The sequence below is a fragment of the Streptomyces sp. NPDC088762 genome (assembly GCF_044750905.1).
Classification (GTDB): Bacteria; Actinomycetota; Actinomycetes; order Streptomycetales; family Streptomycetaceae; genus Streptomyces.
Genome location: NZ_JBIVKT010000005.1, coordinates 173820 through 199608, shown reverse-complemented (window position 1 = coordinate 199608; position 25789 = coordinate 173820). Strand labels below are relative to the sequence as shown.

Below are 25789 nucleotides of genomic sequence, written 5' to 3'. Positions count from 1 at the left end.
CGTGAACTACGTCAGTCCCGGCAAGGAGTACTCGCGCGACAGCCGGTACATCACCACCCGCATCACCGCCGACGGACGCGACGGCTACGCAGTGGAGCCGGGCCGCTACCGCCTGGTGGTGAGCCGGGCCTGTCCGTGGGCGAGCCGGGCCGTGATCGTACGGCGGCTGCTCGGACTGGAGCAGGCCCTGCCGATGGCGATCGCCGGGCCCGTGCACGACGAGCACAGCTGGACGTTCGACCTCGATCCGGGCGGGCGTGACCCCGTACTGGGCATCGAGCGGCTGGAGGAGGCGTACCTGGCCCTCGACCCGGGATACGACCGCGGCATCACGGTGCCGGCGATCGTGGACGTGCCGACCGGGAAGGTGGTGACCAACGACTTCCCGCAGATCACGATCGACATGTCGCTGGAGTGGGCGCCCCACCACCGGGCGGGGGCCCCCGTGCTGTACCCGCCCGCGCTGCGGGCGCACATCGACGCGGTGAACGAGGTGGTCTACCGGGACGTGAACAACGGCGTCTACCGGGCCGGTTTCGCCGGGTCGCAGGAAGCGTACGCCGACGCCTACGAGCGGTTGTTCGCCCGGCTCGACTGGCTCTCCGACCGGCTCGCCGGCTCCCGGTACCTCGTCGGGGACACGATCACCGAAGCCGACGTACGGCTGTTCACGACCCTGGTCCGCTTCGACGCCGTCTACCACGGCCACTTCAAGTGCAACCGGCGCAAGCTGAGCGAGATGCCGGTGCTGTGGGCGTACGCGCGGGACCTGTTCCAGACGCCCGGTTTCGGCGACACCGTCGACTTCGACCACATCAAGCGGCACTACCACCTGGTGCACTCCGACATCAATCCCACCGGCATCGTGCCCGAGGGCCCCGATCTGGCGGGCTGGACGGCGCCGCACGGGCGCCACGCGCTGGGCGGGCGGCCGTTCGGCGACGGCACGCCGCCGGGGCCGGTCGCCCCCGGGGAAACGGTGCCGGCCGGCCACACCGCGCCCGGTGCTTGAACGGCTCCTGCCGGGGCAGGCGCCGAGCGTGCAGTCCTAGCCGTGTCCGGGGGGAAGAAGGAGGTGGATCAGGTGCGCATCGCTTTCCTCACCGCACCCGAAGGCGTCGAAGAAGTCGAGCTCACCGAACCGTGGAAGGCCGTCGAGGGCGCCGGCTGGAATCCCCAGCTGGTCTCGACCGCATCCGGGCAGGTACAGGCCTTCCGTCACCTGGACAAGGCCGGCCGCTTCACCGTCGACCACATCCTCGCGGGTGACACCTCGGAGGCCTTCGACGCGCTGATCCTTCCGGGCGGGGTCGCCAATCCCGACGCCCTGCGGATGAACGAGCGCGCCGTGGGGTTCGCCCGGAGCTTCTTCACCGAGGGCAAGCCGGTCGCCGCGATCTGCCACGCCCCCTGGCTGCTGGTGGAGGCGGACGTCGTACGGGGCCGGACGCTGACCTCCTGGCCGAGCCTGGCCACCGACATCCGCAACGCCGGCGGCACCTGGGTCGACGAGCCGGTCCACGTCTGCCGGGCGGCGCCGACCACTCTGATCACCAGCCGGAAGCCGGACGACCTGGACGTCTTCGGCGCCACCGTCGTCCGGGAGTTCGACGAGCACATGCGGCGGGGCGACACGGACGACACGCTGATCGGCTACCGGGTCGAGGCGTCCGACGGGCACATCGGCACGGTGGACCGCCACTCGCCCGAGGCGGGACGGGAGCACCTCGTCATCGACACCGGTCCGTGGATCTTCGGGCGCCACGTGCTGGTTCCGGTCGGCGTGGTGGGCCGGGTGGACACCGGGAACCGGACGGTCCATCTCGCCGCCACCAAGGCCGAGGTCAAGGACTCTCCCGACTTCGAGAGCGGACGCCACGAGGACGATGTGGCCGCCATCCGCCTCATCGAGCAGTACTACGCCAACCGGCACATGTGAGGCCAGGCCGTCATGCAGGCCGAAGGCCCCGGGACGGAGGCCCACCATGTCGACGAACACGCTCATAGCCGTCATCGCGGCCGCGGTGGTCGTGGTGATCGTCCTTTCGGCCATTCTGTGGCTGCTCGCGCGCCGACGCCATCTGCGCGACCGCTTCGGTCCGGAGTACGAGCGCGCGGTGGAGGAGAAGGGCGGCACGCTGGCCGCCGAGCGCGAGCTGCACGCCCGTGAGGAACGGCACGACAAGCTCGACATCAAAGAACTCCCCCCCGAACGGCGGCGCCAGTACTCCGAGGAGTGGAGCGGCGTCCAGGAGCACTTCGTCGACCGTCCTGCGGGCGCCGTCGACGAAGCCGACGACCTCGTGTCGAGGCTGATGACGGAGCGCGGCTATCCGACCGAGGGATATCAGGGAGCGGTCCGCGACCTGTCGGTCCGGCACAGTCGCACGCTCGACCACTACCGGTCCGCGCACGACGTGCGGGTGCGAAGCGCGAAGGGACAGGCGACGACGGAGGAACTGCGCGGGGCGATGGTGCACTACCGCGCCCTGTTCGAGGAACTGCTCACGGATCAGAGGAGCCGGTGAGTGACATGCAGACCCACGACGACGAGAACCGGGAGACCACGTCCGGACTGAGCACGGAGGATCTGGCCCAGGTGGACCAGACGGACGAGGAGCGGCAGACGGCGGTCTACCCGGGCGAGGCGACCGGGGACGCCATGCCCGGCGGGACCACGACGGACCGGGACGCCGGCGAGACCGCCGGCGATGAGGAGTTCGGCGGCGGGAGCGCGGCCGACCGGGACGTGGACGACACCGCGACCGACCGGGACTTCGGCGGCACCGCGACCGCCGGCGACCGGGACTTCGGCGACACCGCCGCCGCCACGGAGCGGGACGAAGGGGCTCCTGCCGACCGGTCGGCCGGAACGGGCGCCGGTGGCGACGAGGAACAGCCGCTGCTCTCCACCGGGGACGCGGAGCGGTACCGCACTGCCTGGAGCGAGATCCAGGGCCGCTTCGTCGACGACCCGCAGGACGCGGTCACCTCCGCCGACACGCTGGTGGCCGAGGTCATGCAGAGCCTCGCAGGGACCTTCGCCACGCACAAGCGGGAGCTGGAGGGCCAGTGGCAGGGCGGCGGCGAGGTCGCCACGGAGGACCTGCGGCAGGCGCTGCAGCACTACCGCTCGTTCTTCAACCGCCTGCTGAAGACCTGAGCCCCTGCCCCGGGCCGCCACAACCACAAACAAGCTGCACAACGCCCGGCAGACTGCCTCCCACGCGGAGTGGGAGGCAGTCTGCCGGGCGTTGTGGCGCCTGAACGCGCCGGGGCCGATGCCGGGGGCGTTCACCAATAGTGCCGTCGGCCTCCGACCGCGTGCCCCACCGCGCCGAGCACCCACAGCACCAAGCCGATCAGTACGAGGATCAGGCCGATCGTCCACAGGATCGATATCCCGAAGACGAAGCCGAGGATCAGCAGAATCACGCCGAGGATGATCATGAGTATCTCCTTGTCCTACACAAGCCCGGACACCCTGCGTGTACCACTTTTGAGGCGGTTCACGCCTCTGCGGACAAACTCCGGATCTCCGCATACCGGCATCTCCGCATACCGCCCCATCGGCTCCTGTCAAGTAACGAACAGCAGGGGCTACGACCCCGGCCCTCCTCCCGGCACGGTGGAAATCCACCGCCCTGCACCAGAGCAGGAGCGGACCACCGTCCGGATCAGAGGCAGCCATGTCCCGTCGCGCAGGGGTCTTCGTGACCCGTCGCCCCCGACTCGTGCTGCTGGCCGCGCTGGTGTTCCTCGTACTCTCCGCGGTGTTCGGCGCGGAGGCGACCGGCCGGCTGAAGTCACAGGGCTACGACGACCCGCGGTCCGAGTCGAGCCGCGCGGCCGTCGTGGCGGCCGAGCGTCTGGGGGCGTCCCCCAATCTGGTCGTCGTCGCGCAGGCCCGCGGCGGTTCCGTCGACGGTCCGGCGGCCCGGGCGGCCGGTGAGAGCCTGACCAGGTTCCTCGCGGCCCGCCAGCACGTGAGCCGGGTGGCCTCGTACTGGACCGGCGGCGCGTCGGAGCTGCGCAGCCGTGACGGCCACGCGGCGATGCTGGTCGCGCACGTGGACGGCGAGGGGGAAGAGCTCGCAGCGCGGGTCAAGCGGCTCGGCAGCGAGCTGACCGGCCCGGAGGCCTCCACGACGGCCCTGACCGTGCACGTCGGGGGCACGGCCCTGGTCGACGCGGAACTCCAGGACATCTCGGAGTCCGACCTGAAGCGCGCCGAGTCCGTCGTCCTGCCGGGGACCCTGATCCTGCTGGTCCTGGTGTTCGGCAGCGTGGTGGCCGCTGCGCTGCCCCTGCTGATCGGGGTCCTGGCCATCGCCGGGACTCTGCTGGTCCTGAGCGTTCTCGGCTCCGTCACGGACGTCTCCGTGTTCGCGCTCAACCTCACCACGGCGCTCGGCCTGGGGCTGGGCATCGACTACGGACTGCTGGTCGTCTCGCGGTTCCGCGAAGAGCTCGCCCTCGGCTACCGGCCGCGCAACGCGGCCATACGGACCGTGCGCACCGCGGGCCACACCATCGGGTTCAGCGCGGCGACGGTCTCCGCCGCCCTCGCGACGCTGCTGGTGTTCCCTCCGTACTTCCTGCGCTCCTTCGCCTACGCGGGCATCGCGGTGGTGGCCATCGCGGCAATCAGCGCCATGACCGTGCTGCCGGCCCTGCTCGCGCTGCTCGGGCACCGGGTGAACGCCTGGGCCATACCGTGGCGCCGCAGGGCCCGGGAGGGCTCGGAGTCGCGCTTCTGGAAGGGGCTGGCGCGGTACGTCGTACGCCGCCCGCTGATCGCGGCGCTGCCGGTGATCGGGCTGCTGGTGGTGCTCGCCGGGCCGTTCGCGCACGCCGGGTTCGCCACCCCCGACGACCGGGCGCTGCCGGTGAGCGCTTCCAGCCGGCAGACCGGGGACCTCGTGCGCGGCGCGTTCGACATGAAGGGCTCCAGCGCGCTCACGGTCGTCCTCACGGGTACGCCGTCCGCGCCGGCGCAGGAGGACTACGCCCGCCGGTTGTCCGCGCTCCCCCAGGTCGCCCAGGTCGCAGGGCCCGCAGGCGGCTTCCGGCACGGCGAGCGAGCGGCAACCTCCGGCCCCGCCGCACCCACGGCCCCCGCCGGATCCACGGCCGAGCCCGCCGGACACGGCCCGGCCCTGCTGTCGGTGGTCCCGCTGGCCGACCCCCGCTCGCACGCCGCCCAGCAGCTCGTGCACGACATCCGCGCGACTCCCGCCCCGGCGGGCGCCGACGTCCTCGTCGGCGGACCGAGCGCGGTCCTCGTCGACGCCAAGGACACGGTGGGGAACCGGATTCCGCTCGCGCTCTGCGTGATCACTCTCACCACCTTCGTGCTCCTGCTCGGCTTCACGCGCAGCCTGCTGCTGCCGCTGAAGGCCATCGCGCTGAACGCCCTGAGCCTCGTGGCCGTCCTGGGAGCCATGGTGTGGATCTTCCAGTCCGGCCACCTGAGCGGCCTGCTCGGCTTCACCCCCGGACCGCTCAGCACGACCATGCCGGTGCTGCTGTTCTGCATCGTCTTCGGGCTCTCCGTGGACTACGAGGTCTTCGTCCTCGCGCGCATCAAGGAGGCGCACGAGGCCGGGGAGGACAACGCCGGCTCGATCGTCTCGGGCATCGCGCACACGGGCGGAATCGTCACGACCGCCGGTTCCCTGCTCGCCTTCACCCTCCTGAGCTTCGGCACCTCCCGGGTCTCCCTCCTGCAGTTCTTCGGGATCGGCGCGGGCCTCGGGGTCCTCCTCGACGCCACGCTCGTACGGGGCGTCCTCGTACCGGCGCTCATGCGCCTGGCGGGCGACCTGAACTGGTGGGCACCGCGGCTGCTGCGGCCCAGGGTGCCGCGCCCGGCTCCCCGCCCGCCCCCGGCCACCGCCGGGAACCGCCCTCCGGGCCGGTGCCCACCGGGCCGCATCCCCGGCCGTACCCCCGCCAGACCCCACCCGCACACCCGCACCCCCGTCCACGCGCGCCGCTGACCGTCACGGCGCTACCACAAGGAAGATCCCTCATGACCGACATCGCCATCACCGGACTCGGCTGCCGCTTCCCCGGCGCCCCCGACATCCGCGCCTACTGGAAGCTCCTGATGAGCGGCGAACGCCAGTTCTCCGCCGTCCCCCCGGAGCGCTGGAACCACGCGACCTTCCACTCGCCCGGCAATCCGTCGGCCCGCAACGCCGCCTACACCGACCAGGTCGCCTTCCTGGACGACGTGGACCGCTTCGACGCCCTGCACTACGGGGTGCCGCCCGCCCATGCCAAGGCGATGGACCCGCAGCACCGGCTGATGCTCGACGTGGCCCGCGAGGCCCTCGACGACGCGGGGATGGGCCGCCGTGACTTCGACCGGGAGAACACCGGGGTGTTCATCGGAATGTCGGTGTCCGACTACAAGGACCTCATGGCGCTCCCGCTCCGGGCCATCGCCATGGCCGAGGAGTCGCGGGAGGCGGACGACCCCGAGGCCCTCGACGCGGCCAAGAAGCGGGCGGAGCAGCAGCTCGGCGTCATCCACTCCTTCAGCCTGCCCGGGAGCCTCCTCAACATGGCGGCCGGCACCGTCAGCCGCCGGTTCGACCTCGGCGGCCCCAGCATCGCCGTCGACGCGGCCTGCTCCAGCTCGCTGGTCGCCCTCGACCAGGCGATCGCCCAGCTGCGCCAGGGCAACTGCCGGATCGCCGTCGTCGGCGGGGTGTACCTCAACCTCACCCCCGACAGCCTGGTCGGCTTCTCCAAGCTCCGTGCGCTGTCCGCCGCCGGGGTGTGCCGCCCGTTCGACGAGAGCGCCGACGGCTTCGTCCTGGGCGAGGGCGCCGGCGCCGTGATCGTACGGCCGCTGGCCGACGCCCTGGCCGACGGCGACCGCGTGTACGCGGTGATCAAGGGCATCGGCTCGGCCAACGACGGTGCCTCTCCCGGACCGGTGGCCCCGACCCCCGAGGGCCAGCTGCGCGCCATGCTCCGGGCCTACGACGACGCCGGGGTCGCCCCCTCCTCCGTGGGCTTCCTCGAGGCCCACGGCACCGCCACCTCCCTCGGGGACCGTGCCGAGGTGGAGGCGCTGCGCCGGCTGCGCACCGAGTTCCCGGACGACGACCCCTCCCTGTGCTACCTCGCCTCCGGCAAGGCCCTGATCGGGCACTCCCTGTCCGCGGCGGGCATCGCGGGGCTGATCAAGACGGCACTGGTCGTCCACCACCGCACGATCGTGCCGCAGCCCGACACCACCCCCCATCCGGAGCTGCGCATCGCCGCCGCGGGCCTGCGCATCGCCGACACCGCGCGGGAGTGGCCGAGCCCGGGCGCCCCGCGGCGGGCCGCCGTCAGCTCGTTCGGCTTCGGCGGCACGAACGTCCACGTGGTCCTGGAGGAGCCGCCCGCGGTGCCCTTCTGCCACCCCTCGGCAGGCGCCGGAGGCACGGGCGGCGCGGACGTCACGGACGGCGTCGCACCGCAGCTCGTCCTGCTGTCGGCCGGCAACATCCAGCTGCTGGACCGGCACATCGGCGAGGTACTCGACGCGGTGGAGGGCTCCCCCGGGATGACCATCGCGGCCCTGGCCCACACCCTGGGCTCGCGCGAGCCGCTGACGGCCCGGCTCGCGATCGTGGCCGCCGACACCGACACCTACGTCCAGCGCCTGCGCCTCGCCCGTCAGCAGCTCCAGGACGGCGCCCGGGGCGACCTCGGCGACGGCGCCTTCGCGGCCGACGCCCCCCTGCCGGCCGCACGGCGCCGCATCGCCTTCCTCTTCCCCGGGGCGGGCAGCCAGGGGCCGGGGATGATGCAGGACCTCTACGAGCGCTTCACCGGCTTCCGGTCGACCGTCGGCCTCCTCAGCGCCGTGGCCCGCCGGGACACCGGCTGCGACCTCACCGACCTGGTGTACGGGGAGGCGGCGAGCCCCCGTCGCGACGACGAGGAGCTCCGGCGACGGCTGGCCGCCACCGATGTGTGCCAGCCCCTGCTCGGTACCGTCCAGATCGCCGCCACCCACCTCCTGGCCGGCTGCGGCGTCACCCCCGACCTGACCCTCGGCCACAGCGTCGGAGAGTTCGCCGCGGCCGCGGCGGCGGGAGCCCTCACCGACGAGGACACCGTCCGGCTGCTGGTCCACCGGGGCGCGACCCTCCGTGAGACGGAAGCAGGCTTCCCGGGCGGGCTGCTCGCCGTACAGACCGACGCGGAGAGCTGTCGCGGGCTCATGAACGGCATCGACGAGGTGTGGCTGGCCTGCTTCAACCAGCCGCGGCAGGTCGTGGTCAGCGGTACGCCGCACGGGCTCGACGCCATGCGGCGGTCCTGCGCAGAAGCCGGCATCGTCACCGTGACGCTCGAGGTGTCCAACGCCTTCCACTCGCCGCTGCTGGCCCTCGTCGAGGAGCCCCTGCGCGCCGACCTCGCCGAGCGCACCATCACCAGCCCCGTCCTGCCGTTCGTCTCGTCCGTGAACGCGGAGGTCTGCACCGACCCCGAGCGACTGCGCCACGTGTGGGCCCGGCACGCGTCCGCGCCGGTCCACTTCGACGACGCCGTGCGCACGGCCTACGACCAGGGAGCCCGCGTTTTCCTCCAGGTGAACGGCGGCAACTCGCTCCTCTCCTCCGTCCGCCGCAACCTCGTCGGCCACGGTGACGTCCACGTCATCCCCGTCGCGGGGGCGGCGCCGGACGGCGGACGCAGCTTCGTGCTGGCCCTGGCCCGGCTCGCGGTCATGGGCGTCCCCGTCGACCCGCGCGCCCTGGTGCCCGAGGCGGACCGCCGACTGCTGGACCTGCCGGTGGCCAAGCTCGACGCCCAGTCCTACTGGACGTCGCCCAAGCGCCCCGCGAAGAAGGGCACGCCCTCCACCTCCTCCCCCCGCACGCCCCGGCCCGCACCTCCTCAGGAGAGCTCGATGAACGACCCCGTGAACGAAACGCCCGACCACCCCGAACTGCTCCGGCTCATCCAGCACCAGGTGGCGCTGCTCAGCCGCCTCACCGAGGCGCTCTCCGAGCCGGGCGCCGCCCCGCCGACGGCCGAGGCCGTACCAGCGCCCGCCTCACCGGCCGTCGTCCCCGAGCCGGAGACCCCCGTGCTCCAGGAGAGCCCCACGGTCAGCGAGGTCCTTGAGGTCCCCGAGTCCGTTGATGTCCTCGAGTCCGTTGAGGCCCCCGAGTCCGTTGAGGTCCTCGAGGCCCCCGAGGCAGCCGCCGACCCGCCCGTTTCCCTCGCACCGGCCGGCGAGCCCTCGCCGACCGGGAGCATCGACGAGGTCACCGACGTCGTGTTGGACCATGTGGCCCGGGTCAGCGCGTTCCCGTTGGATCATCTGCGCCACGACCAGCTGCTGATCGACGATCTCGGTTTCGACTCGCTGATGCTGACCGACCTGTTCGTCTCCCTGAAGCGGCAGTGGCCGCAGTGGAGGTTCGACGAAGCGGCGGCCGACCGGCCGACCGTCGGGAAGATCGCCGCGTTGATCGCGACGGGCCCTTCGGGCGCCCCCGCCGCAGCCGTGCCGGCCCAGGGCTCCGACGACCACGTCGACGAAGCCCCGCCGGCGCCGCCCGTCCACCTGAGCGTGGTCCCCGCGCCCGCCGGCCCGCCGCACACGGACCGTTCGGCTCCGGCCGACTCCCCGGCGTCCCCGCTGCCCGAGGAGGACACGCGCATCGAGTGCTTCCCGGAGGTCGCCGCCCACGCCGAGCGCATCGCCGCACTCGCCCGGGTGGAGCTGCCCAACCCGTACTTCCTCGTCCACGAAGGCGGCATGACGGCCACGACCGTCATCGACGGCCGGGAGCTCGTCTCGTTCTCCGGCTACAACTACCTGGGCCTGGCGACGCACCCCCGGGTGAACGAGGCGGCCAAGGACGCCGTCGAACGCTACGGCACGTCGGTGTCGGCCAGCCGGCTGCTGTCCGGCAGCCGTCCGCTCCACCTGGAACTCGAGGCGGAACTCGCCGACCAGCTCGGGTGCGAGGCCTCGATCACCCTGGCCAACGGGCACGCGACCAACGTCACCGTGATCGGGCACCTCGTCGGGCCGGGGGACCTCGTCATCCACGACTCCCTGTCCCACGACAGCATCCTGCAGGGGTGCAAGCTCTCCGGCGCGACCCGGCGGCCGTTCCCGCACAACGACGCGGCCGCCCTCGACGCCCTCCTCACTCGGATTCGTCACCAGTACCGGCGGGTGCTCGTCGTCATCGAGGGCGTCTACAGCATGGACGGCGACATCGCCGACCTGCCCGCCCTCGTCGAGGTCAAGCGCCGGCACGGCGCGCTGCTCATGATCGACGAGGCGCACAGCATCGGCACGATCGGCGCGAGGGGCCGCGGGATCGGGGAGTACCACGGCACGGAGCGCTCGGCCGTCGACCTGTGGTCGGGCACGCTGTCGAAGGCGCTGGGAAGCTGCGGCGGCTACGTCGCCGGGGACCGCTCGGTGATCGAGTACCTGCGCTACACCGTTCCGGGCTTCATCTTCAGCGGGGGCATGACGCCGGCCGACACGGCGGCGGCGCTGGCGGCGCTGCGCGTGCTGCGGGCCGAGCCGCAGCGGGTGGCACGTCTCGCGGAGAACGCCGCGCTGTTCGCCCGCCTCGCGCGCGATGCGGGCATCCCCATCGGGGACAGTCACGACACGCCGATCGTGCCGTGCATCATCGGGGACTCGCTGAAGACCCTGCAGCTCGCGGAGCGCCTGTTCCAGCAGGGCATCAGCGTCAACCCCATCCTCCACCCGGCTGTACCGGAGGAACTGGCCCGGCTGCGCTTCTTCGTCACCTGTGAGCACACGCCCGATCAGATCCGGGACACCGTGACCGCGCTGGAGCTCGGGCTGCGGCACCCGGACACGGCCCGCGCCGCCTGAGGCCTCCGCCATGGACACCATGTTCCGCCCGATCGCGCCGGGCCCCGTCCACCGCTGGGGCGGAGCCGCCCTCATCGTGGCCCGGCGCCCCGACCTCCATGGGACACCGGTCCTCTCACCGGCCGAACAGCGCGTGGTCCGGGCGCTGCCCGCCTGGCGGCAGGCCGAGTGGGCGGCCGGGCGGCTGCTCGCCAAGCGCCTGGCCGGCGAGGTCGCCGGCGCTCCGGCGGCGGGGGTGGAGGTCCTTCCCCGGGACGACGGCAGCCCGTGCGCCTTCGTCGGTGGCAGCCCGCTGCCGGGCGTACACCTCTCCATCAGCCACACCGCCCATCACGTCGCCGCGGCACTCGCACCGGAACCGGTCGGAGTGGACCTGTGCGAGACGGCCTCGGCCGCCGCGGTACGCCGGGTCGCCGACCACGCGCTCTCCCCCGAGGAGCTCCGCCTCGTCGGCACGGACCGGCCCGAAACCTTGGCCGGCGCGTGGGCGCTGAAGGAGGCCGCGGTCAAGGCCGACCGGAGCGGTGTCTTCGGTGCCGCTCCGCGCCGCATCGTGATCCTCGGCCTGCGGCCGCCCGTACTGGGCGGGCGGCGCCGCGCGATGGTGTGGCGGGCGGGGGACGCGGTCCTCGCCCTCGTCCTCGCGCGCGGCCGTGCCGCGGACGCTCCCCGCGGCCCCTCGTGACGGCACTGCGTTGGTGCTCACTGCCCCGCCGGATCATGCTTGTCAGTGGAGCCCCTGGCCGTGCAGGTTCCCGTGGGACAGCGGGCAAGAACTAGCGAGGGCGAGATGAGCTGCGATGGAGCGACTTCCCACCTCTCCTGGTGAGCGGCCGGAGGCGACGGACCCGTCCCCCGAGCCGGCGTACTCGGCCACGGCCACCGTCAACGAGCAGGGCATCGTCACGGAGTGGAGCGAGGGTGCCCGTCGACTGCTCGGCTACGCGCCCTCCGAGGTCGTGGGGACCTCCGCCGCCGGTCTGCTCGCCGAAGGGGCCGGGGACGCGGCGCAGCCGGACCCGGCCGGACAGGAGCGGTGGAGCGGCACCGTGGCGCTGCGGCACCGGGACGGGCGGCGGCTGGAGGTGGGGCTGATCGCGCACCGCTGGACGTCCACCGGCGGGACCGCCAAATGGACCGTGGTGTGCGCCGTGGGAGGCGAGCCCGACACTCCCTGGGACGCGTCACTGAAGGAATGGGCGTTCACCCAGTCCCCCTGCTTCCTGGCCGTCTTCGATGCGGACCTGCGGCTGGTGCGGGCGAATGCAGGCATGGAGCGCACCCTGTCCCTCACGGAGGCCGAGATGCGCGGGCTGCGGCTGCCGGAGATCGCGCCGGATCCCGTGAGCGACGAGACCGAGCGGAAGATGCGGCTGGCGCTGGAGACGGGTGAGCCGCAGTACGCGGACGCCTTCGTACGCCCCACGGGCGGGAGCGCGGAGCACGGCTGGGCGACCTCGCTGGCGCCCTTGCGGGACCCGGACGGCCGGGTCCGCGCCGTGTACCTGGCCGCGCACGACCGGACGGAGATCGAGGGCGATCTGCCGCAGATGCTCGTTCCGAACGTCGCCGCCGCCCGCATCGGCACCACCCTGGACAGCGCCCGCACCGCGCAGGAGCTGACCGACGCCGCGGTCCCCCGGCTCGCCGACTTCGCGGCCGTCGACCTGCTGGACCCGCTCCCGCGCGGGGACGAGCCGTCCTCCCGGACCGTGGCGGGGCCGGTCACCGTGTGCCGCACCGCGGTGCGGTCGATCCTCGAAGGAACTCTCGAAGGAACTCCGGAGTCCCAGGTCGCGGTCGGGGAGACGACCGTCTATCCGGCGCTGTCGCCTCCCGTCGAGTGTCTGGCCACGGGCCGTGGCGCCGTGTTCGCGGCGACCGACCCGGCCATCACCCGCTGGGTGGCCGAGGACCCGGGGGCCGCCTGGATCGCCGCGTACGGGACCCACTCGATGATGGTGGTGCCGCTGCGTGCCGGCGGTATCACCCTCGGCCTGGCCGTTTTCGGCCGGCACCAGAGCCGGGAGCCCTTCCAGCCGGACGACCTCTCACGGGCGGAGGAGCTCACGGACACGGCGGCCGTCAGCATCCACAACGCGCGCCGCTACCCCCGCGAGCACACCTCCACCATGACGCTGCAGCGCAGCCTGCTCCCGCACACGCTGCCCCCGCAGGCGGCGCTCGTGGAGATCGCCTCCCGCTACCTGCCCGCCGGGACCGAGGCCGGCGTGGGCGGCGACTGGTTCGACGTGATCCCGCTGTCGGGCGCCCGGGTGGCCCTGGTGGTCGGCGATGTCGTCGGCCACGGCATCCGTGCCGCGGCCACCATGGGGCGGCTGCGCACCGCGGTCCGGACCCTGGCGGACGTCGACCTGCCGCCCGACGAGCTGCTCACGCACCTCGACGACCTGATCATCCACCTGTCCGCCGACGACGCTGACCGGGACGGCTCCGGAGAGGCCGCGGGGGGCATCGGCACCACCTGCCTGTACGTGGTCTACGACCCGGTCACCCGCCGGTGCACGGTCGCCCGGGCCGGCCACCCACCGCCCGCCGTGGTCTCCCCCGAAGGCTCCGTCTACCTCCTCGACGTGCCGGCCGGCCCGCCGCTGGGCCTGGGGGGCCTGCCCTTCGAGACCCTCGAGGTCGAGCTCCCCGAGGGCAGCGTCCTGGCCCTGTACACCGATGGTCTGCTCAAGGCCCGCGACCACGACATCGACGAGGCCCTGGACATCATGTTCGCGGCCCTCGCCCGTCCGGCCTCCACGCTGGAAACGGTCTGCGACCGGGTCCTGACCGCCCTGTTGAGCCACCGTCCCGACGACGACGTCGCCCTGCTGGTCGCCCGGACCCAGGCCTTGCATTCCGACAAGGTGGTCGTCCTGGACCTGTCCTCCGACCCCTCCGTCGTCGCCCACGCCCGCCGGCACACCACCGACCAGTTGACCGCCTGGGGGCTGGAGGAGGCCGCCTTCGTCACCGAGCTGCTGGTCAGCGAACTGGTCACCAATGCCATCCGCTACGGCGAGCCGCCCATCCAGCTGCGGCTGATCCACGAGGACACCACGCTGATCTGCGAGGTCTCCGACGCGAGCCACACCGCCCCGCACATGCGGCGGGCCCGGATCTTCGACGAGGGAGGACGGGGCCTTCTGCTGATCGCCCAGCTGGCCGAGCGCTGGGGCACCCGGCACGCCCCCGTGGGCAAGACCATCTGGGCCGAGCAGTCCCTCGTCGGGTTCTGAGGGCGGCGAGGGGCCGCCACCCACGGGTGCGCGAGTCCCTGTGACACGGCTGTGACAGTCGACGGACACGCTCATGAAGTGGCGCGGTCAAGGTTTTCTCAGGGACAAAAACCGACATTCCGGTAAATGTCCCTCTGCTTCCGAGGAAGTGAGCAGCGATGACCTGACCGATCCGTCGGAGGAAATCCCATGAGCCTCACCCTCACCGCGCCGCACGTCGCCGAAGCCCCCGCATCCGCACTGGCCCCGCGCGAGCAGGAGGCCCTGCGCCACATCGCCTCAGGCTGCACCTACCTGCAGACGGCCCGCCTCATGGGACTCTCCAAGCACACGGTCGACGCCTACCTCCGGCGCATCCGGGCCAAGCTGGGCATCAACACCACGGCCGAGATGACCCGACTGGCCATCTCCCTGGGCCTGTGACATCCGGCCACCCCCGTCGTCACAAGAGCGCCGGCCGCCCCTGAGGGCGGCCGGCGCTCTTGTGACGCCCGGGTCTCAGAAGACCGCCCAGGCCCAGTCCGGCGGCTCCGGTGGGGGCACGGGTTTCGGCACGGAGCCGGCAGGCACCGCGTCCTCGCGGGCGTGCGGGTCCGCGCCCGCGCCGGCTCCGCTCATGGTGGCGGCGCGCAGGGCGGCCACGAATTCCAGGCAGGACTCGTAACGGTCCTCGGGGACCTTCGCCAGGGCCTTCGCCATGACCTCGTCGGCGGCGGGCGCGAGGCCCGCCTCCCGCTCCGTCAGCAGCGGAGCCGGGTCGTACTGGTGCGCCCACAGCAGCGCCATGTCCTCTTCCCGCTGGAAGGGCGGCGCCCCGGTGAGACATTCGTAGACGACGCAGGCGAGGCTGTAGAGATCGCACCTGCCGTCCACCGGCCGACCGGAGATCTGCTCCGGCGCCATGTAGTCGAGGGTGCCGACGATCTCGCCCGCGGTCGTGATCCCGCTCAGGGAGAGCGACTTCTTCGTCAGTCCGAAGTCCGTGAGGTAGACGTGTTCGGGGTGGTCGAGGTCGGTGCCGGCCGCGATCAGGACGTTGCCGGGCTTGACGTCGCGGTGCACCAGATCGTGTGCGTGGGCCGCGTCGAGCGCGGAAGCCACCTGGGCGGCGATGCGCAGGGCGGTCGCGGCGGGGAGCGGGCCCTCCCGGTCCAGCATGGCCCGCAGGTCCAGGCCGGACACGTAGCGCATGGCGATGTACAGGACGCCCTCGGTCTCCCCGGCTTCGTAGATCGGCACGATGTGCGGGTGGTCGATCTTCGCGGCGACCCGCGATTCATGGGTGAAGCGGCGGCGGAAGGTGTCGTCGCGGGCCCGCTCCGGGGCGATGAGCTTGAGCGCGACCGTCCGGTCCAGGCGCAGGTCCTTGGCGCTGTAGACGACGGCCATGCCGCCGCGGCCGATCAGGCGCTCGATCCGGTAGCCCGCGATCTGCTGGCCGATCAGGCCGGAGGGCCGGCCCGTGTACTGGCTGAGGTTCGATGTCGTCACGCTCGGGCACCTCCCGCGCCCGGCCGGCGCGACAACGGCTCAGCGTCGCTGCGGTGCCCACGGGCGAAGGTGCCGATCATGTCGATCCCGTCCTCGGTAGTCGGACGACATGGCTCATTGGAAAGTCTATCCAGTGATCCACACGAATGCCCGGTCGGCTGGTCAGCCTTTGCCACCGTCGCCACCGGGCAGCCCCGGGGATTCGGGGTGGTGCGGGGATTTCTCTTTCCGTTTTCCGGTGAGTCCTTTCCCGCTGACACAAGTAAGCCCCGGCCGGCACATCCCGGTCATGCTGCGAAAAGTCGGGGCTTGACACACCCATGCGTCTTCGGTAAAAAGCCGCCGACGCGGCCGACCGTGGCCGGATCGGATCGCCCTGGCGGGGTCGCCGGCAGCCCCCACTCACGGCTGTGGGCCCCGGCCGGTACGGTTCCGCCCATGGATTCCGCAACGAGTTCGACCGCCGACCACTCGACGCCCTCGGCGGTGATCAAGGACACCGCACGTCAGCAGCTGGAGAAGCTGGGTGGCGCGGGACTCTCCCTGGAGGACCTCGCGCGCGACAGCGGGCTCCCCCTCACGGACGTGGAAGCGGTCTTCCCGCACCGGGACGATCTGCTGACCGCGCTGGTCATAGACGCCTACAACGGCTCCGGCGCCGCGATGGAGCAGGCCGACCAGGCCGCCCGGGACGCCGGGGCGTCAGCGGGGGCGCGGCTCCTCGCGGTGACGCGCGCGCTGCGCCGGTGGTCCTTCGACCACCCGGCCGAGTTCACGCTGATCTACGGCTCCCCCGTCCCCGGCTACCACGCCCCGCAGGACACGGTCCCGGCCGCCGCGCGCACGCCCGGGGTGCTCGCGGGCATCGTGCGGTCGGCGCTCGTGGACGGCGCCCTCACCCCGCCCCGGCGGGCGGTGCCCGGCCCGCCGCTGCTCCTGCCCGCGGCCGTGGAGGCCTTCGGCGGAGTACCCGAGGCTCCGTTCTCGGACATCATCGAGCGCGGCATCGTCCTGTGGAGCAATCTGATCGGCCTCCTGGTGTTCCAGGTCTTCAGCCGTACGCACGACAGCGTCCGGGACGAGGCGGCGTTCTTCGACTACGCCATCGCCGTGGCGGCCGAGAGCATCGGGCTCGAGGTACCCCTGGGCGAGAACACCGACTGAACCGTCCGCCGCGCCCGCGCGGCACGTGCAGAAAACCAGGTCGTGAACACCACCAGAACCCTCTGCTTCGTCATAGCGGCGCTCTCGTCGTACGCCGCGCTCGTCTACCGGCTGTCCCAGGCGCGGCGCAGCTGGAGGGACAGCGCCTACCGCACCCTGATCGCCACCCTGCTGCTCCAGTGCCTCACCTTCACGATGGGCGCCGTCGCGATGGGGGGCAGCAGCTTCCTGGGGGTCGGCAACCTCGCCATCCTCCTGATGCACCTGTCGGCGGTGGCCTTCTGCGTCAGCGCGCAGATCATCCTGCTGCGATGGGCGGCCGCGGACGAGGAGACGGTGCGCCGGACGCGCTACTGGCTGATCACCGGGATCGGCCTCGACGTGCTGCTGACAGCCCTCTTCTTCCTCGCCGACGGCGCCGGCCGGCCGGCCTCGGACTTCGACGGCACCAGTGAGCCGCTGCTCCTCACGTACCTCCTGGCCTTCATCGTCTCCCAGGCCGTTCCGTGCGTCTCCATCTACCGCCAGTGCGGCCCCTACGCCCGGATGACCGACAACGCGTCGCTGCGGCAGGCGCTGCGGCTGCTCTCGGTCACCGCGGTGGTGCTGTTCCTCTACTGCCTGGCCAGGACGGTCAACATCCTCACCGCGGCGGCCGGGGTCGACATCGGCGCCTGGAAGGTCACCGCTTCCGTCTTCAGCGCGGCGGGCATCGTCATGCTCTCGCTCGCCCTGACCATGTCCTCGTGGGGGCCCTCGGCCACCCGGCTCCTGGGATGGGCCCGCAGCTACCGGTCCTACCGGGCGCTGTACCCGCTCTGGCGGGACCTGTACGAGTCCTCCCCGGACATCGCCCTGGAGCCGCCCGGCTCCTCGGTCTCCGACCTCGACTACCGCCTCCACCGGCGGGTCGTCGAAATACGCGACGGATGGCGGGACTTGCGCCCGTACATCGACCGCACCGCCCACGGCGCCGGCGCACCGGATGCGGAGGCGAGCGAGGAGTCGCGGCAGGCGTTCACGGAGGCGGCGCAGATCAGGCAGGCCCTGCTCGCCAAGCGGACGGGGACCGTCCCGCAGGACAGCAAGGACGCGGGCGAGTTCGACGACCGCGACACGGACAACTTCGGTGCGGAAGTGGCCTGGCTCACCAAAGTCGCGGCCGCCTACAGTAAACTCGGCACCGCGAGTTGAGGGTTCCCGCCCGGTTTGCATCCCCCGTCAAACCGGGCGGGACTTCCCCCGTTCCCCCGTTTTCCTTGCGGGCCGGACGGGTGGCTCCCGCCCGGACTGGCCCGGCCTCTCCCCCGAGGGCCGGGCCAGTCCGATGTCCGCAGCCAACTTGGCAACCCCCGTCGGTCAAGTTAGCTGACAGCTATCGGCGAGACCCAACGGTGGCGGAGTCCAGGCCAATTGTCAACTGACCGCTAATCTGTGAAACTGCCGTATAGCCAAGGGCTATACAGGGAGGTGACGGGAGGAAGATTCACCATGACCGATACCGAGGCCGACGACCGGCCCCTGCTCGCGGCGCGCCTCGACGACCTGTTCAAGACGGTTCGTCCCAAGGGCAGGCACTGGACCAACGCCGAGGTGGCGGAGGAGCTGAAGCGGGCCAACCCCGAACTCAAGGTGGGGGGTGTGTACCTGTCGCAGTTGCGGACGGGGAAGCGCTCCAACCCCTCACCCGACCTCCTGGCCGCCCTCGCGCGCTTCTTCGGAGTTTCGGTCGCCTACTTCTTCGACGACCAGGTCGCCGAGTCGGTGCTCAGCCAGCTCGCCGCCATCGAGGCGCTGCGGCAGTCCGGGGTCCGCGCCGTGGCGATGCGGGCAGCCGGGATGAAGAAGGAGAACCTCCAGGCCATCACGGCCATCATGGACCAGTACCGGCAGATGCAGGGCCTTCCGCCCGTCACCGACTCCTCCGAGCCCGAATGAGGGGCGCCAGGAAGGAGCGGGCGGCCGATCAGGACCGCCGCAGCCGGCTCAAGAAGCTCCGGAAGGCCGGCGCCCAGCGGATCGCCGAGCTCGATCTTCCCCAGGCGACCGACGTGGCCGAACTGTGCCGCCACCTCGGTGAGGTGCGCGGCCGTCCGATCATCCTGGTCCCGATGCAGATGCCCTCGTCGCATCCGTGCGGCATGTGGGTCGCCGCGCGCGACGAGGACCTCATCTTCTACGACGCCAACACGACCGGCGCGCATCAGGAGCACATCATCTTGCACGAGCTGGGCCACATCATCTGCTGCCATCGCGGGGCGGGCGGGCTGGACGAGGCGGCGGCCCGTCTCCTGTTCCCCGACCTCGACCCCGACCTCGTACGCGACATGCTCCTGCGGGCGACGTACGACGACGTCCAGGAGCAGGAAGCGGAGATCATCGCCTATCTGCTCGCGCAGCGGATGGGCAACGCCGGGCAACGGCACGGGGCGTCACCGGTCGCGGAAGCGGGAGACGACGCCGATCCCGGAACGAGCGCGATGCTCAGCCGGATCGAACGCACCCTGATCTGAGGTGGTTCACTCACCGCGCGACCGCCGCCACCTCCTCGGCCAGGACCGAGACCGCGCGCCGGATGTCTTCCTCGCGGTGCTCGCTGGTGAGGAAGAAGCGCAGCCTCGACAGTCCCTCCTCCACGGCCGGGTGGAAGATCGGATCGGCGATGACGCCCCGGTCGAAGAGTCGGCCCGCGACGCGCAGGGTCTTCGCCGAGTCGCCCAGGATGCACGGCACGATCGGGGTGCCCCGGCTGGAGCCGGTCGCCAGCCCGGCCGAGGCCGCCAGGTCGAGGAAGAGCTCGGCATTGCGCCTCAGGGCGCGCACCCGGTGCGGTTCTGCGGTGATCAGCTCGGTGGCGGCCAGCGCCGCGGCCGCGTTGGGCGGGGTGAGGCCGACGCTGTAGACGAATCCCGGGAGCGTGTGGCGCAGCCAGCGCACCATCCGGGCCGAGCCGCCGAGGTAACCGCCGCAGCCGGCGAAGGCCTTGGAGAGGGTTCCCATCCACAGGTCCACGTCCGACCGGTCGACACCGAAGAACTCGCCGACGCCCCGGCCGTGTTCGCCGACGGTGCCGATGCTGTGCGCCTCGTCGACCATCAGCAGGGCTCCGTAGCGCTTCTTCAGGCCGATGACGGCCGGGAGGTCGACGAGATCGCCGTCCATGCTGTAGGCGCCCTCGACGGCGATCAGGACCCGCCGGAACCGGGAGCGGTTGAGCCGCAGCATGTGCTCCAGGCTGTCGATGTCGTTGTGGGCGAAGGGGCGTCGCGCCGCCCCGGACAGGGCGCAGCCCTGGAGGATGCTGTCGTGGGCGAGGGCGTCGTGCACGACGAGGTCGCCGGGGCCGATGAGGTGTCCGATCGCGGTGACGTTCGTGGCGTGGCCGCTCACCAGCGTCAGGCAGTCGCCCACGCCGAGGAAGTCGGCCAGTGCCCGCTCCAGGCGGATCGTCAGGTCCCGTTCGCCGGAGAGCACGCGGCTCGCGGAGACCGAGGTGCCGTACCGGTCCACGGCCCGGTGCACCGCCTCGCTGACCGCGGGGTGCCCGGAGAGCCCCAGGTAGTTGTAGCTGCCGAAGGAGAGGTACGGGCGCCCGCCGATCACCGTCGTGTCGCGGATGTTGCCCTCGTGGACCCGGAAGTACGGGAAATCCACCCCGCTGCCGGTGATCGACTCCAGGCGCTGCTCGAACTCGGCCACTTCGGGGAAGTCGTCGATGTTCGCCGTCCCGTCCCGCCATTCGGAACGCGGACGCGGGAGGGACGGTTCGGCGGGGGGCCGTCCCTCCGTGTGGTCCGGATCGACGAGCTCGATCAGCCGGCCGACGGTGAGGTCGCGCGAGAACAGTTCTTCGGTCCGGAAGTCCGGTACGCGTGTGGCGATGGCGGCTTCCAGCTCCTGCAACATCAGGGAGTCGAAACCGAGATCGGCCACCAGGGTCATGTGCTCGGCCACCTCGGAGAGGGGGAAGACCCCGGTCCGCGACACTTCTTCGCGCACGAGGGACGCGGCGGACCCGGCACCGGTCCGCGGCGTCGCTCCGGGTGCCGCCGCGTGCGCCGGGCCGGGCAGGTCCACCGGCCCGACCGGGTCCGTCACCTCGCGCTCCGACTCGTCCACGACCCAGTGCCGGCGCGGGGCGAGCGGACTGGGCGGCAGGGTGCAGGGCGGTATGCGTGCTCCGGCCGGACGGAACTGCGGGCCGGTGTCGCCGCGCTCCGGCTCCGGGTCGCGGCTGCGGCCCGCCTCCAGGTCCGCGGCGGCCTCGGTCAGCCGGGCGGCGGCGTCGGCCGAGTCCCGCGCCACCACGGTGAGGCGCTCGGCGAGCGGGGCCCGGCGGGCCAGGGTGTCCGCCACCGCGGCCGTCGGGGGCCGGTCCTCGGCGAGGGTCTGCGCCAGTTCCCGGGCGTAGCGGGCGAGGCCGGGCCGGTCGCGGGCGCTGAGGACCAGGAGGTGCGGCCCCCCGGCCGACGCCTCGGGGACGGCGGGTGCCACGGGGGGCTCCTCCACCACGAGGTGGACGCCGGTACCGCCGAAGCCGAAGGCGCTGACGCCCGCCCGGCGCGGCCGGCCGGTCGCGGGCCATGGGGTCGGTGTGGTCGGGACGGTCAGCCGCGCGGCGTCGAGCAGGGACCGGTCGGCCAGGTCGAACTCCGGTTGCGGCGGTATCACTCCCCGGTGCAGGGCCAGGACCGACTTGATGAGCCCCGCCAACCCGGCGGAGTTCAGGGAGTGTCCGACCACCGCCTTCACCGCGCCGAGGAAGGCGGGCGCGGCCTGCTCGCCGCGCAGTTCGCGCAGCACGCCGAGCTCGACGGGGTCGCCGACCGTGGTGCCGGTGCCGTGCGCCTCCAGATAGCCGACGGCGTCCGGGGGCAGGCCCGCGTCCCGGTAGGCGCGGCGCAGCGCTCGGAGCTGTCCGGCCGCCTGGGGGTGCATGCCGCCTTGGACGGTGCCGTCGTTGGCCGTTCCCACCCCCCGGATCACCGCGTAGACCCGGTCGCCGGCCGCTTGCGCGTCGGCCAGGGGCCGCAGGACGAGTACGCCGCCGCCCTCCCCCAGGACGAAACCGTCGGCCTGTGCGCCGAACGGCAGGCACCTGCCGCTGCGCGAGAGGGCGCCGATGCGGCACAGCCCCACCAGGAGGTCGGGGGCGAGGACGAGCTGGGCGCCGCCCGCGAGGGCGATGCGGGTCCGGCCCGCGCGCAGGGCGTGCACGGCGTTGGCCACGGCCATGAGTCCACCGGAGCAGGCCGCGTCTAGCGCGTAGCTCTCGCCGTGCAGGTCGAAGACCGAGCTGATCGTGTTCGGTCCCATGTTCAGCAGGAGTCCGGCCACGGACGTGCCGTGCAGCTCGTCGACCGCGCGGACCGTCTGCGGCCAGTGCGGGTCGCTCGCCCGCGCCCCGAACTCGCCGGCGGCCAGCTGGCGCATCCGTATTTTCAGGGTGCTGAGTTCGCGGTAGCCGCTCTCGGTGAGTGCCGTGATCACCGAGGTCTCCTCGCGGTCGAAGCCGTCGGCTTCCCATCCCGCGTCCTGGATCGCCTCGCGGGCGAGGTCGATCAGCAGCCGGGCCTGCGGATCCATCGCCCTGGCCCGCCGCGGCGGTATGCCGTAGTGCGCCGCGTCGAAGAGGTCCACGTCCGGCAGCAGCGCCATGGTGTCGGTGTAGGCCGAGGAGGCGTCACGGAAGTTGTCGCTGAGGAAGGCGGCGGCGCGCCAGCGCGAGTCCGGTATGCCGGAGAACTGGGCCTGCGGGGCGGTCAGGAGCCTCCAGTACTGGTTCACGTCGCGCGCCCCGGGGAACCGGCACGCCATCCCCACGACGGCGATGTCGTCGGGCCGCGTTCCCCTCGGCTCCGGCGCCGGATCGACCCCCGTCACAGCGGTCATGCCGTGGCCAGTCGCTCGCGCCACCAGTCCACGGTCTCCTTGACCTGCTCGTCCACGGGGGTGGCCCGTACCGCGAACGCGGCCTCGTAGGCGCTCGAGTCGACGACGAACGGACGGTCGAACTGGTAGCGGATCTCCTTGAGTTCGCGCAGGAGCGGGGAGAAGAGTGAGCCCACGCCCAGCACGGCCGGCGGGAGCCCGCGCACCGCGACCGGGCCCGTTCCCGCCTGGGCCGCGAGGCGGTCGACCATCTCGCGGACCGACAGCGCGGGCTCCGTGGGAACGTGCCAGGCGCGCCCCCAGGCCCGCTCCTCGGCCGCGACCTCGACCAGCGCCTTGGCCACGTCCGGCAGGTAGGTCCAGCTGTGCGGGGCGTCCGGGTCCCCCAGTGTGGAGACCGGCTTGCCGCGCAGCAGCGCGGGCACGACCCGTCCGGCCAGGTGGCCGCCGTCGGTCACGCCGGGTCCGAAGAAGTCCGAGGCCCGCACCTCGACCGCCTTGAGGCGGCCCTGCTCGTGCAGGGTCCGCGCGCGTTCCCACACCTCCGCGCGCACCCGCCCCTTGGTGCCCGTCGCGGCGAGCGGCAGGTCTTCGGTCATGGGGCCGCCGACCGGACCGTAGCCGTAGAGGTTCCCGAGCATGACCAGGACGGCCCCGGTGGCCTCGGCCGCGGTGCAGAGCGACGCGGCCAGGGGCGGCCATTGCGCGGCCCAGCGGTGGTAGGGCGGCGCGGCGCAGCTGTGGATCGCGGCCGCGTCGCGCGCGGCCTCGGTCAGCCGCTCGCTGTCCCTCGCGTCCAGCGCGAGGTGTTCGATTCCGGGTTCCGGGCTTCTGCCCGACGTGGTGATCACCCGTACCGAATGGCCCTGTTCGGCCAGCAGCCGAGCAGTGGCGGCGCCGGCGGGTCCGAAACCTATGACGATATGAAGGCTCACACGCGCACACTAGCGCGCACGGGGACCGTGCAGACCATGCACATCGGCCTCGTTTGGGATACCCGCCGGACAGGCGCGCGTCGTCGTCCGGTCGGCCCCTACTGCCAGTCGTCCCAGGGCGGGTCCATCTCGTCCAGGTCGAAGGGCGGCTCGTCCGGATCCGGCGCGGCGGGCCGGGCCGCCGGCACGGGCGCCGCGAGGACCGGCCCGGCGGGGTCCGGGGCCGCGGCCTGGGCGGGGACCGCGGCGGGGGCGGGTTCGCCGGCGCCGCATTCGGCCAGGGTGTCGAGGACGCCCTCCGCGAACTTGGTGAGCTTGGCCTCGCCGACACCGCCGATCGTGGCGAGCTCCTCGACCGTGGCGGGCAGCCGCGTCGCGATCTCCCGCAGCGTCGCGTCATGGAAGACGACGTACGCCGGTACGCCCTGCTCGCGCGCCGTCGCGGCCCGCCAGGCGCGCAGCGCCTCGAAGACCGGCACGGCGGCCGCCGGCAGGTCGACCGGCACGCGGGCGGCCTTGCCGGGGCGCGATCCGGACTCCTTGCGGGAGGGGGCGGCCGGCGCCTTCTCCTTCCGCATCAGGACGGTGCGGCGGCCTCCCAGCACCTCGCCGCTGTCGTCCGTCAGCACGAGCGTCCCGTAGTCGCCCTCGACCGTCAGCAGTCGCTGCGCCAGCAACTGCCGTACGACCCCGCGCCATTCGGCGGTGCTCAGATCCGCGCCCACGCCGAAGACCGAGAGCGCGTCGTGGTCGAACTGGATGACCTTGGCCGTCTTCTTGCCCTGGAGGATGTCGATGATCTGGCCGGCGCCGAACTTCTGCCGGCGTTCCTTGGCCAGCCGCCACACCGTGGACAGCAGTTTCTGGGCCGCGACCGTCCCGTCCCAGGACTCGGCCGGCGTCAGGCACGTGTCGCAGTTGCCGCACGGCTCGCCCGACTGCCCGAAGTACGCCAGCAGCCGGACCCGGCGGCAGTCGACCGTCTCGCACAGCGCGAGCATGGCGTCCAGGTGCATGCCCAGTGACCGGCGGTGCGTCTCGTCGCCCTCGGAGCCTTCGATGAGCTTGCGCTGCTGGACCACGTCCTGGAGGCCGTACGCCAGCCACGCCGTGGCCGGTTCGCCGTCGCGCCCGGCACGGCCGGTCTCCTGGTAGTAGCCCTCGACCGATTTCGGCAAGTCGAGGTGGGCCACGAAGCGCACGTCCGGCTTGTCGATGCCCATGCCGAAGGCGATCGTGGCCACCACCACGACCCCGTCCTCACGCAGGAAGCGCGACTGGTTCGCCGCGCGCGTCCGGGCGTCCATGCCCGCGTGGTACGGCACGGCGTCGATGCCCTGCGCCACCAGGAAGGCCGCGGTCTTCTCCACCGAGGACCGCGAGAGGCAGTAGACGACTCCGGCGTCCCCGTCGTGCTCGGTCCGCAGCAGCTCCAGCAGCTGCTGGAGCGGGTTGTTCTTGGCGACGATGCGGTACTGGATGTTCGGCCGGTCGAAACCGGCGACGAAGTGCCGGGCGTCCTCAAGCCCGAGCCGCGCCGCGATCTCCGCGTGGGTGGCCTCGGTGGCGGTGGCGGTCAGCGCGATCCGCGGCACCTTGGGCCAGCGCTCGTGCAGCATGGACAGGGCGAGGTAGTCGGGCCGGAAGTCGTGGCCCCACTGGGCGACGCAGTGCGCCTCGTCGATCGCGAAGAGCGCGACCGTGCCCCGGTCGAGGAGCCGCTGGGTGCTCTCGGTGCGCAGCCGCTCGGGAGCCAGGTAGAGCAGGTCCAGCTCGCCGGCGAGGAAGGTCTGCTCGACCACCTGCCGCTCGTGCGGGTCCTGCGTGGAATTGAGGAATCCGGCCCGCACGCCGAGGGCGGTGAGCGCGTCCACCTGGTCCTGCATCAGCGCGATGAGCGGCGAGATGACGACGCCCGTGCCTTCCCGGACGAGCGCCGGGATCTGGTAGCAGAGCGACTTGCCGCCGCCGGTCGGCATGAGGACGAGGGCGTCACCGCCGCCGACGACCTGCTCGATGATCTGCTGCTGCTCACCGCGGAAGGAGCTGTAACCGAAGACGCGGTGGAGCACCTGCAGAGCATCGGAGATCTCGGGGGAAGCGTCCGAAAGGGCCATTCACGTAGCGTAACGGCACCCGCCGACACCCCGGCCCCGGTCACCCGAACCTGT

The 25789-nt window shown here is 72.3% G+C and carries 17 protein-coding genes and 1 pseudogene; 13 read left to right on the top strand and 5 right to left on the bottom strand.

All coding sequences use genetic code 11. The annotated features are described in order from the left end of the window. Window position 1: 1 nt before the first annotated feature. The 4 genes and pseudogenes from ACIP5M_RS15105 to ACIP5M_RS15090 all read left to right on the top strand — a co-directional run bounded on the left by ACIP5M_RS15105 (window position 2) and on the right by ACIP5M_RS15090 (window position 3163). Window positions 2–1012 (top strand): glutathione S-transferase family protein, encoded by a 1011-nt coding sequence (locus ACIP5M_RS15105; RefSeq protein WP_401196732.1) that lies wholly within the window; start codon window positions 2–4, stop codon window positions 1010–1012. Window positions 1013–1084: 72 nt separating this feature from the next. Beyond that, window positions 1085–1609, top strand: a pseudogene (locus ACIP5M_RS15100) (type 1 glutamine amidotransferase domain-containing protein); the annotation flags it as partial. A 376-nt stretch (window positions 1610–1985) separates the two neighbouring features. Further along, window positions 1986–2528 carry a hypothetical protein gene (locus ACIP5M_RS15095; protein ID WP_401196730.1) on the top strand — a complete coding sequence of 181 codons (543 nt, stop codon included), beginning with the start codon at window positions 1986–1988 and terminating at the stop codon, window positions 2526–2528. Between the two features lie 5 nt (window positions 2529–2533). Further along, window positions 2534–3163 carry a hypothetical protein gene (locus ACIP5M_RS15090; protein WP_401197211.1) on the top strand — a complete coding sequence of 210 codons (630 nt, stop codon included), beginning with the start codon at window positions 2534–2536 and terminating at the stop codon, window positions 3161–3163. Between the two features lie 131 nt (window positions 3164–3294). Here ACIP5M_RS15090 and ACIP5M_RS15085 read toward each other — a convergent pair whose 3' ends face one another. Beyond that, window positions 3295–3450 (bottom strand): DUF6131 family protein, encoded by a 156-nt coding sequence (locus ACIP5M_RS15085; RefSeq protein ID WP_401196727.1) that lies wholly within the window; start codon window positions 3448–3450, stop codon window positions 3295–3297. A gap of 263 nt (window positions 3451–3713) precedes the next feature. Here ACIP5M_RS15085 and ACIP5M_RS15080 point away from each other — a divergent pair, with 263 nt between their 5' ends. The 5 genes from ACIP5M_RS15080 to ACIP5M_RS15060 all read left to right on the top strand — a co-directional run bounded on the left by ACIP5M_RS15080 (window position 3714) and on the right by ACIP5M_RS15060 (window position 14559). Beyond that, window positions 3714–6002 (top strand): MMPL family transporter, encoded by a 2289-nt coding sequence (locus ACIP5M_RS15080; RefSeq protein WP_401196725.1) that lies wholly within the window; start codon window positions 3714–3716, stop codon window positions 6000–6002. A gap of 32 nt (window positions 6003–6034) precedes the next feature. Beyond that, complete coding sequence (locus tag ACIP5M_RS15075) at window positions 6035–10888, top strand: type I polyketide synthase (RefSeq protein WP_401196722.1); 4854 nt, start codon at window positions 6035–6037, stop codon at window positions 10886–10888. Between the two features lie 10 nt (window positions 10889–10898). Then, window positions 10899–11573: a 4'-phosphopantetheinyl transferase family protein gene (locus ACIP5M_RS15070; protein WP_401196719.1), complete on the top strand. Its 675-nt coding sequence runs from the start codon at window positions 10899–10901 to the stop codon at window positions 11571–11573. Between the two features lie 115 nt (window positions 11574–11688). Next, a complete protein-coding gene (locus tag ACIP5M_RS15065; RefSeq protein ID WP_401196716.1) occupies window positions 11689–14136 on the top strand; it encodes a SpoIIE family protein phosphatase in 2448 nt (815 codons plus the stop codon). Between the two features lie 189 nt (window positions 14137–14325). Continuing rightward, entirely contained in the window at window positions 14326–14559 is a 234-nt protein-coding gene (locus tag ACIP5M_RS15060; RefSeq protein ID WP_401196713.1) for a response regulator transcription factor, read from the top strand. A gap of 75 nt (window positions 14560–14634) precedes the next feature. Here ACIP5M_RS15060 and ACIP5M_RS15055 read toward each other — a convergent pair whose 3' ends face one another. Then, entirely contained in the window at window positions 14635–15627 is a 993-nt protein-coding gene (locus ACIP5M_RS15055) for a serine/threonine-protein kinase (RefSeq protein WP_401196710.1), read from the bottom strand. A 438-nt stretch (window positions 15628–16065) separates the two neighbouring features. On the opposite strand from ACIP5M_RS15055, the gene ACIP5M_RS15050 reads away from it, so the two are divergent. From ACIP5M_RS15050 to ACIP5M_RS15035, 4 genes are all read left to right on the top strand, one after another. Continuing rightward, window positions 16066–16791, top strand: a complete 726-nt coding sequence (locus tag ACIP5M_RS15050; protein ID WP_401196707.1) for a TetR-like C-terminal domain-containing protein — start codon at window positions 16066–16068, stop codon at window positions 16789–16791. A 42-nt stretch (window positions 16792–16833) separates the two neighbouring features. Then, complete coding sequence (locus tag ACIP5M_RS15045) at window positions 16834–17985, top strand: MAB_1171c family putative transporter (protein ID WP_401196704.1); 1152 nt, start codon at window positions 16834–16836, stop codon at window positions 17983–17985. 297 nt (window positions 17986–18282) lie between these two features. Continuing rightward, window positions 18283–18729, top strand: a complete 447-nt coding sequence (locus ACIP5M_RS15040; RefSeq protein WP_401196701.1) for a helix-turn-helix domain-containing protein — start codon at window positions 18283–18285, stop codon at window positions 18727–18729. Then, window positions 18726–19304 carry an ImmA/IrrE family metallo-endopeptidase gene (locus tag ACIP5M_RS15035; RefSeq protein WP_401196699.1) on the top strand — a complete coding sequence of 193 codons (579 nt, stop codon included), beginning with the start codon at window positions 18726–18728 and terminating at the stop codon, window positions 19302–19304. The genes ACIP5M_RS15040 and ACIP5M_RS15035 overlap by 4 nt, the downstream gene beginning before the upstream one ends. Before the next feature lie 10 nt (window positions 19305–19314). Here ACIP5M_RS15035 and ACIP5M_RS15030 read toward each other — a convergent pair whose 3' ends face one another. The 3 genes from ACIP5M_RS15030 to recQ form a co-directional block, all read right to left on the bottom strand. Further along, window positions 19315–22683, bottom strand: a complete 3369-nt coding sequence (locus ACIP5M_RS15030; protein WP_401196696.1) for an aminotransferase class I/II-fold pyridoxal phosphate-dependent enzyme — start codon at window positions 22681–22683, stop codon at window positions 19315–19317. Continuing rightward, window positions 22680–23618, bottom strand: a complete 939-nt coding sequence (locus ACIP5M_RS15025) for an NAD-dependent epimerase/dehydratase family protein (protein ID WP_401196693.1) — start codon at window positions 23616–23618, stop codon at window positions 22680–22682. Before ACIP5M_RS15025 ends, ACIP5M_RS15030 begins: the two co-directional genes overlap by 4 nt. Before the next feature lie 98 nt (window positions 23619–23716). Beyond that, window positions 23717–25735, bottom strand: a complete 2019-nt coding sequence (recQ, locus tag ACIP5M_RS15020; RefSeq protein WP_401196690.1) for a DNA helicase RecQ — start codon at window positions 25733–25735, stop codon at window positions 23717–23719. Between the last annotated feature and the right edge of the window lie 54 nt (window positions 25736–25789).

Bases quoted from the DNA above. Each gene is read 5' to 3' on its own strand.
- ACIP5M_RS15090 (WP_401197211.1), top strand. From the start codon at position 2,534: ATGCAGACCCACGACGACGAGAACCGGGAGACCACGTCCGGACTGAGC.
- ACIP5M_RS15095 (WP_401196730.1), top strand. From the start codon at position 1,986: ATGTCGACGAACACGCTCATAGCCGTCATCGCGGCCGCGGTGGTCGTG.
- ACIP5M_RS15040 (WP_401196701.1), top strand. From the start codon at position 18,283: ATGACCGATACCGAGGCCGACGACCGGCCCCTGCTCGCGGCGCGCCTC.
- ACIP5M_RS15060 (WP_401196713.1), top strand. From the start codon at position 14,326: ATGAGCCTCACCCTCACCGCGCCGCACGTCGCCGAAGCCCCCGCATCC.
- recQ (WP_401196690.1), bottom strand. From the start codon at position 25,735: ATGGCCCTTTCGGACGCTTCCCCCGAGATCTCCGATGCTCTGCAGGTG.
- ACIP5M_RS15075 (WP_401196722.1), top strand. From the start codon at position 6,035: ATGACCGACATCGCCATCACCGGACTCGGCTGCCGCTTCCCCGGCGCC.
- ACIP5M_RS15035 (WP_401196699.1), top strand. From the start codon at position 18,726: ATGAGGGGCGCCAGGAAGGAGCGGGCGGCCGATCAGGACCGCCGCAGC.
- ACIP5M_RS15070 (WP_401196719.1), top strand. From the start codon at position 10,899: ATGGACACCATGTTCCGCCCGATCGCGCCGGGCCCCGTCCACCGCTGG.
- ACIP5M_RS15030 (WP_401196696.1), bottom strand. From the start codon at position 22,683: ATGACCGCTGTGACGGGGGTCGATCCGGCGCCGGAGCCGAGGGGAACG.
- ACIP5M_RS15085 (WP_401196727.1), bottom strand. From the start codon at position 3,450: ATGATCATCCTCGGCGTGATTCTGCTGATCCTCGGCTTCGTCTTCGGG.
- ACIP5M_RS15065 (WP_401196716.1), top strand. From the start codon at position 11,689: ATGGAGCGACTTCCCACCTCTCCTGGTGAGCGGCCGGAGGCGACGGAC.
- ACIP5M_RS15050 (WP_401196707.1), top strand. From the start codon at position 16,066: ATGGATTCCGCAACGAGTTCGACCGCCGACCACTCGACGCCCTCGGCG.